This window comes from Nonomuraea aridisoli, from assembly GCF_003236395.1.
Lineage (GTDB): Bacteria > Actinomycetota > Actinomycetes > Streptosporangiales > Streptosporangiaceae > Nonomuraea > Nonomuraea aridisoli.
Window position 1 is genome coordinate 1 of the sequence record NZ_POUD01000259.1, and the last position, 13,524, is coordinate 13,524.

Genomic DNA, 13,524 nt, shown 5'->3' on the forward strand with positions numbered 1-13,524 from the left:
GGGTGGGCCTTTGGGGAGCCGGTTGGAGGTGCCGCGCGGATTGTGGGGGTGGGTCAGTCGTCTTTGCGGAGGGCGTTGCGGCCTTCGGCGGCGCCGACGAAGCGCATCTTGCCCAGCGGTACGTCGCCCTGGGTCTCCTGGGTGGGGCGTCGTGCGGCGCGGTGGGCGCGGTCGCGGTCGCTGGGCAGTACGTACGGCCGTTTGAGCACCTCGTCCAGGATGAAGACGGTCTCCGTGGCCTTGACGGCGGGGATGTTGGCCAGCCGGTCGGTGACCATGGTGTGCACGGCGGCCACGTCGGCCACCCGGACCTGGATCATCGCGTCGTGCTGCCCCGTGGTGATCGCGCAGTACTCGACCTCGGGCATCCTGGCCAGCTCCGCGCGGAACTGCTTCCACATCTGCTGGCGTACGGTGACGAAGATCAGCGCGGTGATGCCCAGCCCCGCCCGCACGTGGTCGATCTCGGCGGTGAAGCGCTTGATGGCGCCGTCGGCGCGCAGCGCCTCGAAGCGCGTGTAGGCGTTGGCGCGGGAGATGCCCACCCGCTCGGCCAGCGCCGCGACCGAGATCCGGCCGTTCTCGCGCAGGACCTCGAGGATCTTCATGTGGATGTCGTCCAGTTCGAGACCGATGCCGATCCGTCCAGGCTGACCGCCGCCGCCACTCCCATTTCTGGAAATTTCACTCATCATTACCTCATCGCGCTCGATATACGTCTCGGCGACCGCACGGGGTCTGGACGATCTGCCCGACAATCCTGGACATCTTTCTGCCGAACGTCCAATTTGGAGGACCTCATGGCGACCCGCTCGCAGACGGCGGCTGTGCTGCTCGCCGGTGCACTCGCCCTCGCCGCCTGCGGAAGCGGCGGCACCCCCCAGGCCCCGGCCGCCTCCGGGAGCAAGACGCTCGTCATCGACACCTCCTTCGACCTCAAGACCGCCGACCCGGGCCGCACGTACGAGCCGACGGGGCTCATCGTCGGCAAGGCGGTCTACGAGACGCTGCTGACGTTCGACGGGGCGGACGTGACGAAGCCGGTGCCGGCGCTGGCCGAGTCGTACGAGCTGTCCGAGGACGGCAAGACGCTGACGCTCAAGCTCAAGCAGGGCGCCACGTTCGCCGACGGCGCCCCGGTGACGGCCGACGACGTGGTGTTCTCGCTCACGCGCGTACGCGACATGAAGGGCACGCCGTCGTTCCTGCTGGACGGCGTCGAGGTGGCCAAGACGGACGACTCGACGATCACGCTGACGTCGCAGGCGCCCAACCCGGCGCTGCCGTTCATCCTGCCGAACCCGGCGCTGGGCATCATCAACAGCAAGCTGGCCCAGCAGCACGGCGCGACCACGGACGCGCAGGACAAGGCCGAGCAGTACCTGAACTCGTCGTCGGCCGGATCAGGGCCGTACCAGATCGAGTCGTTCAACGTCAGCAGCCAGGTCACCCTCAAGGCGAACCCGAAGTACTACGGCCCCAAGCCCGCCTACGAGCGGGTCGTCATCCGCAACGTCGAGGCCGCCACGCAGAAGCTGAACGTCTCGCGCGGCGACAGCCAGATCGCGCTCAACCTGTCGGGCGACCAGGTCACCGGCATGCCGGCGACGCTGCAGGTGAAGAAGACCGCCTCGGCGAACGTCATCTTCCTGCTGGCCAACCAGGACTCCGCGATCAGCGGGACGACGCCGAACGCCAAGTTCGTCGAGGCCGTGCGCAAGGGCGTCGACTACGCGGGGCTGCTGGAGCTGGCCGGTGAGGGCTCGACCCTGGCGCCGGGCGTCATCCCGTCGCAGATCCTCGGCGCGCTGCCCGCCGATCAGGCGCCCGCGCGCGACCTGGAGGGCGCCAAGGCGGCGCTGGCCGAGAGCGGGCTGAGCAACCCGACGGTCAAGCTGGAGTACCCGAGCGAGCTGACCGTGAACGGGCTGTCGTTCCAGCCGCTGGCCGAGCGCATCCAGGCCAACCTCAAGGAGGTCGGCATCACGGTGGACCTCCAGCCGGCGCCCGTCACGACGGCTCTGGACAACTACCGCAACGGCAAGGAGGAGATGGGGCTGTGGTACTGGGGCCCGGACTACCCCGACCCCAGCGACTACCTGGTCTTCCTGCCGGGCAAGACGGTGGGCCTGCGGGCCGGCTGGAAGGAGGGCTCGAACAAGGAGCTCGAGGAGGCCGGTGAGAAGGCCGCGGCGGCGATCGGCGACGAGGCCCGCGAGGCGGCGTACGCGGACGTGCAGAACAAGCTGAACGCCGAGGGGCCGTTCATCCCGCTGCTGCAGCCGAGCCAGAACATCGTGACGGCGGCCTCCGTGACCGGGCTGGAGTACCACCCGGTGTGGACGGTCGACATCGCCGACCTCGGCGTGAAGTAGGAGCCGCAGGTGTCCGACACCCCGGGCCCGCCGCCGTCCGGCGGCGCGGGCCCGTCCTCCACGCGGAAAGAGCCGCCGTCCGGGAGCGCCGGCCCGCTCACCACGCGGACGAGTCCCCGGCGGGGGGCGCATCCGCTGGCGCGGTTCCTGGTACGGCGGGTGCTGCTAGCCGTGCTGATGGCGTGGGGCATCACGCTGGTGACGTTCGTGCTGACGAACCTGGTGCCCGGCGACCCGGTGGCCGCGAACCTCGGCCAGCGGGCACTGGGCGACCCCGCCATCGTCGCCCAGTGGCGCGCCGAGCACGGTCTCGACCAGCCGCTGTGGCGCCAGTACCTGCTCCATCTGCAGGGCCTGCTCCAGGGCGACCTGGGCACGAGCCAGCAGAGCCACCGCCCGGTCAGCCAGGACCTGGCGGAGTTCGTCCCGGCGACGCTGGAGCTGGCGGGCGCGGCGATCCTGGTCTCGCTCGTGCTGGGCGTGGCGTTCGGCGTCGTGGCGGCGCTGCGCCGCGACCGGCTCTCCGACCACGCGCTGCGGGTGCTGAGCCTGATCGGCATCTCGGTGCCGACGTTCTGGCTGGCGCTGGTGGCGTTCTACGTGTTCTTCTACCGGCTGCAGCTCACCCCGGGCAGCGGCCGGGTGGACGCGGCGCTCGGCCTGGCCCCGGCGGTGACCGGCATGCAGACGGTGGACGCGCTGCTGGCCGGCCGCTGGGACATCTTCTCCTCCGCGGTCGCCCACCTGGTGACGCCGGCGCTGGTGCTGGCGCTGTACACGATCGGCCTGCTCACCCGCTTCACCCGCTCGGCGGTGCTGGAGGTGCTGGGGCAGGACTACGTGCGCGCCGCCCGCGCCAAGGGCCTGCCCGGCCGGGTGGTCCTCTTCCGGTACGTCCTGCGCTCGGCCCTGGTGCCGATCATCACGGTGGCGGGCCTGGCGTTCGGCAGCCTGCTGTCCGGGACGGTGCTGGTCGAGGCCATCTTCGCCTGGCCCGGCATCGGCCAGTACGCCTACAAGAGCGCCACCACCCTCGACCTGCCCGCCGTCATGGGCGTCGGCCTGGTGGTCGGCGTCGTCTACCTGGTCATCAACCTGGTCGTGGACGTCCTGTACGGCGTCATCGACCCCCGAGTGAGGCTGCAATGAGACGGCGGGACCCGTTGGCCCGCAAGGGGCTGCTGCGGCGGCTGCCCGAGGCGTGGCGGCAGCCGCTGGCCGTCGTCGGCGCGGTGCTGGCCGTGGCCTGGCTGGTGATCGCGCTGGCCGCGCCCGTGCTGGCGCCGCACGACCCGCTCGCCCAGGACCTGCCCCGGCTCGCGCCTCCGGGGCCGGACCACTGGTTCGGCACGGACCAGCTCGGCCGCGACATCCTCAGCCGGGTCATGTACGGGGCGCGCGTGTCGATCCCGCTGACGCTGCTGCTGGTGGCGCTGTCGGTGCTGATCGGCGGGCTGCTGGGCGCGTGCGCGGGCTACTTCGGCCGCTGGGCTGACGAGACGATCATGCGGGTGGCGGACCTGGTGTTCGCGTTCCCGACGGTGATCCTGGCCATGGTGGTGGCCGCGGCGCTCGGCCCGAGCCTGGCGAACGCGGTGCTGGCCGTGCTGGTCGTGGCCTGGCCGGCGTACGCGCGGGTGACGCGGGGGCTGGTGCTGGGGGTGCGGGAGCGGGAGTTCGTGCTGAGCGGGCGGCTGCTGGGCTTCTCGGCGTGGCGCTCGTTGCGGGTGGACGTGCTGCCGAACGTGACAGGCCCCGTCCTGGTGCTGGCCACGCTGGACATCGGCACGGCGCTGCTGCTGCTGTCGGGCCTGTCGTTCCTGGGCCTGGGCGCCAAGCCGCCGTCGCCGGAGTGGGGGGCGATGGTGGCCTCGGGCGTGGAGGTGTTCGACAGCTGGTGGGTGGCGACGTTCCCGGGCCTGGCGATCCTGACCGTGGTGCTGGCGTTCAACTTCCTGGGCGACACGCTGCGCGACGCGCTGGACCCGCGGACCGCCCGCGCGATCAAGGAGCGTGCGCTGTGACGCTGGACATCGGCGGCCTGACGGTGTCGATCGGCGGCAAGGAGATCCTGCGCGGCGTCGATCTGCGGCTGGAGGCCGGGCGCGTGCACGGGCTGGCCGGGGAGAGCGGGTCGGGCAAGACGATGACCGGCCTCGCGGTGCTCGGGCTGCTGCCGCACGGCGCGCGGGTGTCGGGCGCGATCCGGCTCGGCGAACGCGACCTGCTGACCCTGCCGCCCAAGGAGCTGAACCGGGTGCGCGGCGGCGAGGTCGCCATGGTCTTCCAGGACCCGGCGACGAGCCTGCACCCGATGCTGACGATCGGCAAGCAGCTCACCGAGCACATGCGGCACCACTTGAAGCTGGGCCGGGCCGAGGCGCGGGCGCGGGCGGTGGAGCTGCTCGGCAAGGTCCGCATCCCCGGCCCGGAGGAGGCGTACGGGCGCTTCCCGCACCAGTTCTCCGGCGGGATGCGGCAGCGCATCGCGATCGCCATCGCGCTGGCCTGCTCGCCGAAGGTGCTGATCGCCGACGAGCCGACGACCGCGCTGGACGTGACCGTGCAGGCGGGCGTGCTGCGGCTGCTGCGCGGGCTCTGCGACGAGCTGGGCCTGGCGGTGCTGCTGGTGACGCACGACCTCGGCGTCATGTCGGCGGTCGCCGACGAGGTGAGCGTGATGAAGGACGGCCTGGTCGTGGAGTCGGGGCCGCGCGGCCAGGTGCTGCGCGAGCCGGCGCACGCCTACACCCGGTCCCTGCTGGACTCCCTACCGGATGCGGAGCTGCGATGACCCTGCTGAGCATCGACGACCTGGTCGTCGAGCACCGCTCCCCCGGCCGTCCCGTCGTGCGGGCGGTGGCGGGGGCGAGCCTGACGGTCGGCCCCGGCGAGGTCGTCGGCCTGGTGGGCGAGTCGGGCTGCGGCAAGTCGACGCTGGCCAGGGCGGTGTGCGGGCTGAACCCGATCACGGAGGGCTCGATCACGTTCGACGGGGAGCCGGTCACGCCGCTCGGGCTGCGGCGCAGGCGGCTGACCGGCATCCAGATGGTGTTCCAGGATCCGTACGCGTCGTTGAACCCCCGGCGGCGGGTGGGCGACCAGATCGCCGACGGGCTGCGCACCGTGCGCGACACCGCCACCTCCCCCGCCGACCTGCTGGAACGCGTCGGGCTGCCGCGCGAGTTCGCGGGGCGGCACCCGCACGAGTTCTCCGGCGGGCAGCGGCAGCGCGTCGCCATCGCGCGGGCGCTGGCGGCGCGGCCGCGGCTGCTCATCGGCGACGAGCCGATCTCGGCGCTGGACGCCTCAGCGCAGGCGCAGGTGGCCCGGCTGATGCGGGACCTGGCCGTGGAGTCGGGGGCGGGGCTGCTGTTCATCAGCCACGACCTGTCGGTGGTCCGGCTGATCGCCGACCGGATCGTGGTGATGTACCTGGGCCGGATCGTCGAGGTCGGCGACACGGCGGAGGTGTGGGCGGACCCGCGTCACCCGTACACGCGGGCGCTGCTGGGAGCCGTCCCCAAGCCGGACGGGCTCGGCGTGCTGCCCGCGGAACTGCCGGGCGACGTGCCGGATCCGGCGAACCCGCCCGGCGGGTGCCGGTTCCATCCGCGTTGCCCGCTCGTGATGGACGTGTGCCGCGAGAAGGACCCGGGCTTCGGGCCGGTCGCCTGCTGGCTGCACGAGCCCAAGTGACCGACGAGCCGCCGTTCCCGCTGGGGGCGCGGGTGGCGGCCGTGCGGGCGGGCATGGCGCGGGCCGGCGTCGACGCGCTCGTGTTGCGGCCCTCCCCCGACCACCGGTTCCTCGGCGGGTGCGGGGAGGCGTACCTCGTCGTCACCGCGGACGTGGTGGCGCAGACGTGGGATCCGGCCGCGCTGGTGCCGGAGGGGGCGCGGCGGGTCGGCGTCGACCCGGAGATGCGGGTGCGGGAGCTGTTCGGGCTGGCCGTCGAGGCCGACTTCGTGCCGGCCTCGTCCGTGCTGGCGCCGCTGCGGCTGCGCAAGGAGCCGTACGAGATCGCGGCCATCGGGCTCGCGGTGGCCGCCGCCGAGGCGGTGCTGGCGCAGGCGCGGGAGCTGGCGTGGTTCGGGGCGACCGAGCGCGCGATGGCCGGGCGGCTGCGGGTGCTGATGGCGGAGTCGGGCTGCGAGGAGGTGCTGGCGGTGCGGGTGGCGGCCGGCGAGCACACGGCCGTGCCCGCGCACGTGCCCGGCGACCGGGTGATCAACCCGGGTGACGCGCTGACGGTGTCGTTGTGCGGGCGGTGGGACGGCTACTGCGCCGAGGTCGCGCGCGTGTTCGCGGTGGCCGAGCCGCCGGAGGACTTCGAGGCGATGTACTCGGTGGTGCCGGCCGCGCACGCCGCCGGCCTCGCGGCGCTGCGGCCCGCCGTCCCGGTGGCGGAGGTCGCGCGGGCCGTCGCCGAGGTGATCGACGGCAGCGGGTACGGGCGGTTCGCGTCGGCGCACGTGGGCCGGGGCATCGGTCTCGGGCACGACGAGGGGCCGCGGCCCGGCGAGGACACCGTGCTGGCGGCCGGGATGACGTTCTGCCTGGAGCCCGCGATCTACGTGCCCGACCTGTTCGGGGCGCGGGTGGCGGACGTCGTGGCGTGCACCGCCGTAGGCCCGGTGCTGCTGGGCGCCGGCCCGCAACCCCTGCACGTGCTCGAACGCTGACCGCCGGCGGACCGGCTCACCACACGGCGTCGGCGAGCCTGCGCGCCTCGTCTGCCCAGCCCGCCAGGTACCGCAGCGCCGCGCCCCGCTCCCGGTAGCGGCGGGCCACGTCCACGGGTCTCGTGCCGCCGTAGTCGAGCTGCGCGCGGCCGGCGTGCAGGAGCATCAGCGGGGCGAGGAAGTCGTACTTGACCGCCGACGCGCACACGGCCAGCCGCACCAGGCGCTCGTCGCCGCGCAGGCCCGCCTCGCGCAGGCCCCGCACGTAGCCGCCGTAGACGGCCGCGTCCAGCTCGGGCAGGCGGGCGGCGGGCAGGAACAGGTCGAAGACGCTGTCGGGGATGTGGTTGCCGACGTCCTCCCCGAGCGCCCCGTCGCCGGCGAACGTCCAGTCGACCAGGACGCTCCCGCCGCCGTCGTCGAACACGTTGCTCGGCCACAGGTCGAGGTGGCACAGGGCGCGCGGCAGCGACTCCAGGATCGTGAGGAACCACTCCCGGTCGCGGTGCAGCCGGATCAGCTCGCCGCGCAGCCCGGGCGGGAAATGCTCGGCCACGACCGGCTGCCTCCAGGCGGCGTCGTCCTCCAGCAGCTCGTACGGCACCCGCTTGGACTCCAGGTAGTCACGCAGGAACGACCGGCTCAGGTACCGCCGGTCCACCTGACCGGCGACGCCCTGGGCGAGGCCGAGCCGGTGGCCGAGCAGCGCGTGGCGGCCGACGTCCCAGCGGGCGCCGGGCAGGCCGGTCACGTCCTCGGTCCACAGGGCGAGGTCGCCGTCGTCGCGCTCGACCAGCCGCAGCAGCCGCGGGGCGCGGATGCCGGCGGCCGCCCACACCCCGGGCAGGCCGTCGGCGTACACCTCGGCCTCCCGGCGCCAGTAGTTCCAGTGGCGCGGGTCGTCGGAGTGCTCCCAGCCCGCGGGCGCCTCCTTGCGCCGGGTCAGCACCTTGAGCACGGCCGAGCGCGACCCCCTGCGCACCCGCCAGATGCCGCCGGTGACCGCGTTCGCCGGGTTGTGGGTGAGCGGCTCCATGACGGCGTCGGGGCCGCCGAGCACGGCTGCTATCTCGTCCTCCACAGCCGGAAACCCTAAACCCGGCGGAGGACGGCGGCGTCCGGTCGCGTAGCGTGGCAGCGTGATCGAGGTCAGGGAGCTGCGCGAGATGGCGGAGTTCCAGCGGGTCAACGCGCTGTTCGACGACATCTGGCACTTCAGCCCGGCCGAGCCGCCCGTCACCGTGGAGCTGATGCGGGTCCTGTCGCACATCGGCGGTTACGTGGCCGGCGCGTTCGACGGCGGCCGTCTCGTCGGCGCCTCCGTCGGGCTGCTCGCGGCCGGCGGCGCCCTGCACTCCCACGTGACCGGCGTGACCGCGGGCGGCGCCGGGCTGGAGCTGAAGCTGCACCAGCGCCGCTGGGCCCTGGAGCGCGGCATCGACCGCGTCACCTGGACCTACGACCCGCTCGTCCGCCGCAACGCCCACTTCAACCTGGCCAAGCTGGGCGCCCGGCCCCAGGAGTACCTGCCGTGCTTCTACGGCGTCATGGAGGACGCGATCAACCGCGACGACGAGTCCGACCGGCTGCTGACCGTCTGGCCGCTGACCGCGCCGCACGTCGAGGCCCTCGCCCGGCGGGAGCCGTACGCGACGCCGGTGCCGCCGGACGCGGCGGTGGCGCTCGCGGACGAGGGCGGACGCCCGGTGCGCGGGCCGGTGGACGCCGAGACCGTGCTGGTCGCGGTGCCCGCCGACGTCGAGTCGCTGCGCCGTGCGGATCCGGGCCTGGCCAAGGCGTGGCGCCTGGCCGTACGCGAGGTGCTCGGCGGCCTGATGGCGGAGGGCCGCGAGGTCACGGGCTTCGCCGGCCGCTCCCGCTACGTCGTGCGGAAGGCGTGACCGCGTGCCGGCTCCGGTGACGGCGGCCTACCGGCGTGAGGGCTCCGGGGGCGCGTTATGGTGAAGCATTCTTCGCCGGTTCCCCCTCCCGGGCGCGGGTGGCCCGGGTCTTCCCCCGCACGAGAAATGGATGGTCAGCATGGTTCGCACGCCGGAAAGGCGGGTCGCCGTGTTCGGCGCCGGTTACATCGGTCTGGTGACCGGCGCGTGCTTCGCCGAGCTGGGCCACCACGTGGTGGTCCGCGACATCGACCCGGAGAAGGTCGCCCTCCTGCGATCCGGCGAGGTGCCGATCTACGAGCCGGGGCTCGGCGACATGATCGCCCGTAACAAGGAGCGCCTGACGTTCACGCTCGACCTGGAGGAGACGCTCGACGGCGCAGAGATCGCGTACGTGTGCGTCGACACCCCGCCGTCGGCCTCCGGCGACGCCGACCTGTCGCGGCTGTGGTCGGTGGTGCGGTCGCTGGAGGGGGCGACGCGGCTGAAGGCCGTGGTGGTGAAGTCGACCGTGCCGGTGGGCACGGGCGCCCGGGTGCGGGCCGCGCTCGACGAGGCCGGGCTCTCCCACGTCGGGTACGCCGCCAACCCCGAGTTCACCGCCGAGGGCCGGGCGGTCGAGGACTTCCTGCACCCGGACCGCGTCGTCATCGGCGCCGCCGACGACGCCACCGCCCGGCTCATCGAGGAGCTGCACGCCGGAGTGGACGGCCCCGTCGTGGTGATGGACGTGCGGTCGGCCGAGATGGTCAAGCTGGCCTCCAACGCGCTGCTCGCCACGAAGATCAGCTTCATCAACGAGATCGCCACCCTGTGCGAGAAGACCGGCGCCGACGTCGAGGAGGTCGCCAAGGCCGTCGGCCTCGACCACCGGCTCGGCCCCCACTTCCTGCGCCCCGGCATCGGCTGGGGCGGCTCCTGCTTCCCGAAGGACTCCGAGGCGCTGCGGCAGCTCGCCAGCAACACCGGCTACCACCTGCAGCTGCTGTCGGCCGTGATCGAGGTCAACAACCTGCAGAAACGGCGGGCGATCCAGAAGCTGCAGGACGAGCTCGGCACGCTGACGGGCAAGCGGGTGGCGCTGCTGGGGCTGACGTTCAAGCCGGGCACCGACGACATGCGGGAGGCGCCGAGCACGGTGCTGGCGGCACGGCTGCTGGCCGAGGGGGCCGAGGTGCGCTGCTGGGACCCGATGGCCCGGCCGCCCGCGGCGGAGCCGTGGTCGTCCACGACCCGCCACGAGACGCCCGAGCTGGCGGTCGAGGGCGCGGACGCGGCGATCGTGGTCACCGAGTGGCCGCAGCTGCGGGAGGCCGATTGGGCGCACGCGGCCGCGGTGATGCGCCGCCCGGTGCTGTTCGACGGCCGCAACCTGCTCGACCCGGCCGCGATGCGGGCGCTCGGCTTCACGTACATGAGCGTCGGCCGCCCGTAGGCCGTGCTGGGCGGCCCGGGGAATAATCCGTTGCCGTGCGGCGCTGATCGCCGCACTATGGTCATCATGTTCCGGTACGCCCACCCCGCGACGCCCGCAGTGCCGGGCGCGTTCGGGCGTGCCCTCGACGGCCTGGAGCGCTGACCTCTTCCCGTAAGTCCCTGAGTGACCCGGCGGGGGGAGGTTGACGGCCCTGACGGGTCACGTTTTCTCCAGGTTTCGAGGGAAGGGACCATGGCCAAGCAGGCCTACGTACGCAACAAGCCGCATCTCAACATCGGCACGATGGGGCACGTCGACCACGGCAAGACCACGCTGACCGCGGCCATCACGAAGGTGCTGGCCGGGCGCGGGCAGGCGACGTACACGCCGTTCGAGCGGATCGACCGGACCCCGGAGGAGGCCTCCAGGGGGATCACGATCAACATCTCGCACGTCGAGTACGAGACCGACACCCGGCACTACGCCCACGTGGACATGCCGGGCCACGCCGACTACGTGAAGAACATGATCACGGGGGCGGCGCAGCTCGACGGCGCGATCCTCGTCGTGTCCGCGCACGACGGGATCATGCCGCAGACCAGGGAGCACGTGCTGCTCGCCAAGCGGGTCGGCGTCGAGCACCTGGTCGTCGCGGTCAACAAGGCCGACGGCGCCGACCCCGAGCTGATCGACCTGGTCGAGCTGGAGCTGGCGGACCTGCTCGCCGAGCACGGCTACCGGGACGTGCCGATGGTGCGGGTGTCCGGGCTGCGGGCGCTCGCGGGCGACCCGGTCTGGACGGCGTCGGTGGACGCGCTGCTGCGCGCGGTGGACGAGCACATCCCCGTGCCCGTGCGGTACGTGGACGCGCCGTTCCTGATGCCGGTGGAGAACGTGCTGACGGTCACCGGCCGCGGCACGGTCGTCACCGGGGCGATCGAGCGCGGCACGGTCCGGGTCGGCGACACGGTCGAGGTCGTCGGGTTCGGCGACGGGTTCTCCGCCGTCGTGACGGGCGTGGAGACGTTCGGCAAGACGATGGAGCGCGGCGAGGCCGGCGACAACGCGGCCGTGCTGCTGCGCGGGGTGCGCCGCGAGCAGGTCCGGCGCGGCATGGTGCTCGCCGCGCCGGGCACGCAGCGGGCGCTCGGGTCGTTCACCGCCCGGCTGTACCTCCTCACCGCGGAGGAGGGCGGGCGGCGCCGGCCGATCGCGTCGGGGTACCGGCCGCAGTTCTACCTGCGCACGACGGACGTGCCCGGGGAGCTGACGCTGCCCGACGGGGTGGACGCCCGGCCGGGTGACACCGTGGAGGTGACGGTGCGGCTGGGCAAGGCGGTGGCGCTGGAGCCCGGCCTCGGCTTCGCCATCCGTGAGGGCGGCCTCACGGTCGGCGCCGGCACCATCCTCACCGCCGCCGCCTGACCCACACGGGACCCGGCCCTGGTCGAAGGGCCGGGTCCCGCGCGTGGCCGACGGTGCGGGGCCCCGTCCATCGGGTGATAGTCGACCGGTCGTAAACCCGCTCCATGGGACGGACCAGCGATGCCAGGGAGAAGATCCTCGGCGCCGCTCGATCGCTCATCGAGCTGCGCGGTTACTCCGCCCTGGGCGTGGCGGAGATCTGCAAGGCGGCCGGCGTGCCCAAGGGCAGCTTCTACTACTTCTTCGAGTCCAAGGAAGCCCTCGCTCTGACGGTCATCGACGAGCACCGGGCGGAGCAGGAACGGGCCTGGAGGCACCTGCTGACCGGCCAGGCGGCACCGCTGCAGCGTCTGCGCCGGCTGTTCGAGGCGACGGAGGCCGGCCAGCGGGCCGGGCAGCAGAGCTGCGGCACCGTCTCGGGTTGCCTGTTCGGCAACCTCACTCTCGAGATGAGCAACCACACCGAGGCCGTCCGGGGGCGCCTGCAGGAGATCTTCGACGCACAGGTGGACCTGGTCGAAGCGGTCATGGCCGAGGCTCTCGCGCGTGCGGAGATCACCGTGACCGACACCCGGGAAGCGGCGCGGTCGGTGGTGGCCCAGTTGGAGGGCCAGGTGTTGTTCGCCAAGCTGTACAACGACACCCGACGGCTCGATTCCCTGTGGGCGAACTGCCTGGCGTTGCTCGGCACCCACGCACCGGCCGGGGCGACCGCCACCCGGTGAGCCCGCCGCCGGCGTATTCGTCAGAGGCGTCGGCGTCCGGGGGCGCGTCACACGTGGTGCGGAAAGCCCACGCGGAGGACGGCGGCGGCCGTGGCCGCGGTGAGCACGACGACGGCGGCCAGGATCAGCGCCTGCCGGTAGCCGTGGTGGAGCATCGGGGCGACGACCAGGGGACCGAGGATCTGGCCGGCGGAGTATCCGGCGGTCAGCAGGGCGACGGAGCGGGGGAACCGCAGGTGGGCGCCCGCGGCGAGGGCGAGGGTGCTGACGCCGATGAACGTCGCGCCGAACAGGACCGCGGAGATCAGAGCCGGTGCCACGCCGTCGACCAGGGCGGGCAGGGCGATGCCGGCCGCCTGGATGACGAGCGCGGCGACCAGCGGGCCGGGGCCGGGCCGGGGCCGGGCCGGCGGCGCCCCAGCCGGGCCCACAGCGCCGAGGACGGCACGCCGGCTGCTGACACCCATCACCCAGCGCATGCTGACCGCCACCCTGCGCGGGCTGGAGTCCGACGGGCTGGTCACACGGACGGTGCACCCCACCGTGCCGCCCCAGGTCGAGTACGCCCTCACTGACGCCGGACGGAAGCTGTTCGGCATCGTCCACGGTGTCGTGCGCTGGGCCGACGAGCACCACGCCGCTCGCGCGGCACACAGGACCGCCGACGACTGACCTCTCTGGCGGCCGGTTCCCGCGACCCGGTGCACGTGACCGACCTGGACGTCACGCGCGCCGAGGACACCGCCGAGGCGGCCGCGCTCGCCGCCGACGCCACCGTCGTCATCGACAACGCCGGCGGTCGGCGCCCTCGTCACCATGCTGTCCGTGGCGTCCTGAACCGGGTCGCCGATCTTCCCTGGGTACGCCGCCTACAAGGCGCAGTGGTCGCTCACCGACCGGCCCGCGCCCGCGACGGTGTGAGGGTCCTGGCTCTTATACACATCTCCGAGCCCACGAGACTAGCGCTCATATCGTATGCCGACTTCTGCTTGGAAA

The 13,524-nt window shown here is 73.1% G+C and carries 15 protein-coding genes; 12 read left to right on the forward strand and 3 right to left on the reverse strand.

What is annotated here, in order from left to right; genetic code table 11:
* Positions 1-53: 53 nt before the first annotated feature.
* Positions 54-695, reverse strand: a complete 642-nt coding sequence (locus C1J01_RS38570) for an Lrp/AsnC family transcriptional regulator (RefSeq protein ID WP_328589722.1) — start codon at positions 693-695, stop codon at positions 54-56.
* A gap of 105 nt (positions 696-800) precedes the next feature.
* Here C1J01_RS38570 and C1J01_RS38575 point away from each other — a divergent pair, with 105 nt between their 5' ends.
* Genes C1J01_RS38575 through C1J01_RS38600 form a run of 6 tightly spaced genes read left to right on the forward strand, consistent with a single transcriptional unit; the run spans position 801 to position 7,060 of the window.
* Positions 801-2,375: an ABC transporter substrate-binding protein gene (locus tag C1J01_RS38575; protein WP_111183905.1), complete on the forward strand. Its 1,575-nt coding sequence runs from the start codon at positions 801-803 to the stop codon at positions 2,373-2,375.
* A 9-nt stretch (positions 2,376-2,384) separates the two neighbouring features.
* The gene (locus C1J01_RS38580) at positions 2,385-3,524 is read left to right on the forward strand and encodes an ABC transporter permease (RefSeq protein ID WP_235854943.1); all 1,140 of its coding nucleotides are present in this window, start codon (positions 2,385-2,387) and stop codon (positions 3,522-3,524) included.
* Positions 3,521-4,399: an ABC transporter permease gene (locus C1J01_RS38585; protein WP_111183906.1), complete on the forward strand. Its 879-nt coding sequence runs from the start codon at positions 3,521-3,523 to the stop codon at positions 4,397-4,399. The genes C1J01_RS38580 and C1J01_RS38585 overlap by 4 nt, the downstream gene beginning before the upstream one ends.
* Complete coding sequence (locus C1J01_RS38590; RefSeq protein WP_111183907.1) at positions 4,396-5,169, forward strand: ABC transporter ATP-binding protein; 774 nt, start codon at positions 4,396-4,398, stop codon at positions 5,167-5,169. Before C1J01_RS38585 ends, C1J01_RS38590 begins: the two co-directional genes overlap by 4 nt.
* Entirely contained in the window at positions 5,166-6,074 is a 909-nt protein-coding gene (locus tag C1J01_RS38595; RefSeq protein WP_111183908.1) for an ABC transporter ATP-binding protein, read from the forward strand. Before C1J01_RS38590 ends, C1J01_RS38595 begins: the two co-directional genes overlap by 4 nt.
* Positions 6,071-7,060 (forward strand): M24 family metallopeptidase, encoded by a 990-nt coding sequence (locus tag C1J01_RS38600; protein WP_235854944.1) that lies wholly within the window; start codon positions 6,071-6,073, stop codon positions 7,058-7,060. The genes C1J01_RS38595 and C1J01_RS38600 overlap by 4 nt, the downstream gene beginning before the upstream one ends.
* A 16-nt stretch (positions 7,061-7,076) precedes the next feature.
* On the opposite strand, the gene C1J01_RS38605 is transcribed toward C1J01_RS38600, so the two are convergent.
* Complete coding sequence (locus C1J01_RS38605; protein ID WP_111183909.1) at positions 7,077-8,141, reverse strand: protein kinase family protein; 1,065 nt, start codon at positions 8,139-8,141, stop codon at positions 7,077-7,079.
* 58 nt (positions 8,142-8,199) lie between these two features.
* Here C1J01_RS38605 and C1J01_RS38610 point away from each other — a divergent pair, with 58 nt between their 5' ends.
* The 4 genes from C1J01_RS38610 (at position 8,200) to C1J01_RS38625 (ending at position 12,528) form a co-directional block, all read left to right on the forward strand.
* Entirely contained in the window at positions 8,200-8,961 is a 762-nt protein-coding gene (locus C1J01_RS38610; RefSeq protein ID WP_111183910.1) for a GNAT family N-acetyltransferase, read from the forward strand.
* A 139-nt stretch (positions 8,962-9,100) separates the two neighbouring features.
* Positions 9,101-10,396, forward strand: a complete 1,296-nt coding sequence (locus tag C1J01_RS38615; protein ID WP_111183917.1) for a UDP-glucose dehydrogenase family protein — start codon at positions 9,101-9,103, stop codon at positions 10,394-10,396.
* Between the two features lie 234 nt (positions 10,397-10,630).
* Positions 10,631-11,803, forward strand: a complete 1,173-nt coding sequence (tuf, locus tag C1J01_RS38620; protein ID WP_111183911.1) for an elongation factor Tu — start codon at positions 10,631-10,633, stop codon at positions 11,801-11,803.
* Positions 11,804-11,907: 104 nt separating this feature from the next.
* A complete protein-coding gene (locus C1J01_RS38625; RefSeq protein ID WP_111183912.1) occupies positions 11,908-12,528 on the forward strand; it encodes a TetR/AcrR family transcriptional regulator in 621 nt (206 codons plus the stop codon).
* Between the two features lie 47 nt (positions 12,529-12,575).
* Here C1J01_RS38625 and C1J01_RS51535 read toward each other — a convergent pair whose 3' ends face one another.
* Entirely contained in the window at positions 12,576-13,007 is a 432-nt protein-coding gene (locus C1J01_RS51535) for a YbfB/YjiJ family MFS transporter (protein ID WP_235854945.1), read from the reverse strand.
* On the opposite strand from C1J01_RS51535, the gene C1J01_RS53555 reads away from it, so the two are divergent.
* Both C1J01_RS53555 and C1J01_RS50470 read left to right on the forward strand, forming a co-directional pair.
* Positions 13,006-13,200, forward strand: coding sequence for a winged helix-turn-helix transcriptional regulator (locus C1J01_RS53555; RefSeq protein ID WP_235854946.1), 195 nt, complete (start codon positions 13,006-13,008; stop codon positions 13,198-13,200). The genes C1J01_RS51535 and C1J01_RS53555 overlap by 2 nt on opposite strands.
* Before the next feature lie 35 nt (positions 13,201-13,235).
* A partial coding sequence (locus tag C1J01_RS50470; RefSeq protein ID WP_220040304.1) for a hypothetical protein occupies positions 13,236-13,524 on the forward strand: 289 nt, incomplete at its 3' end.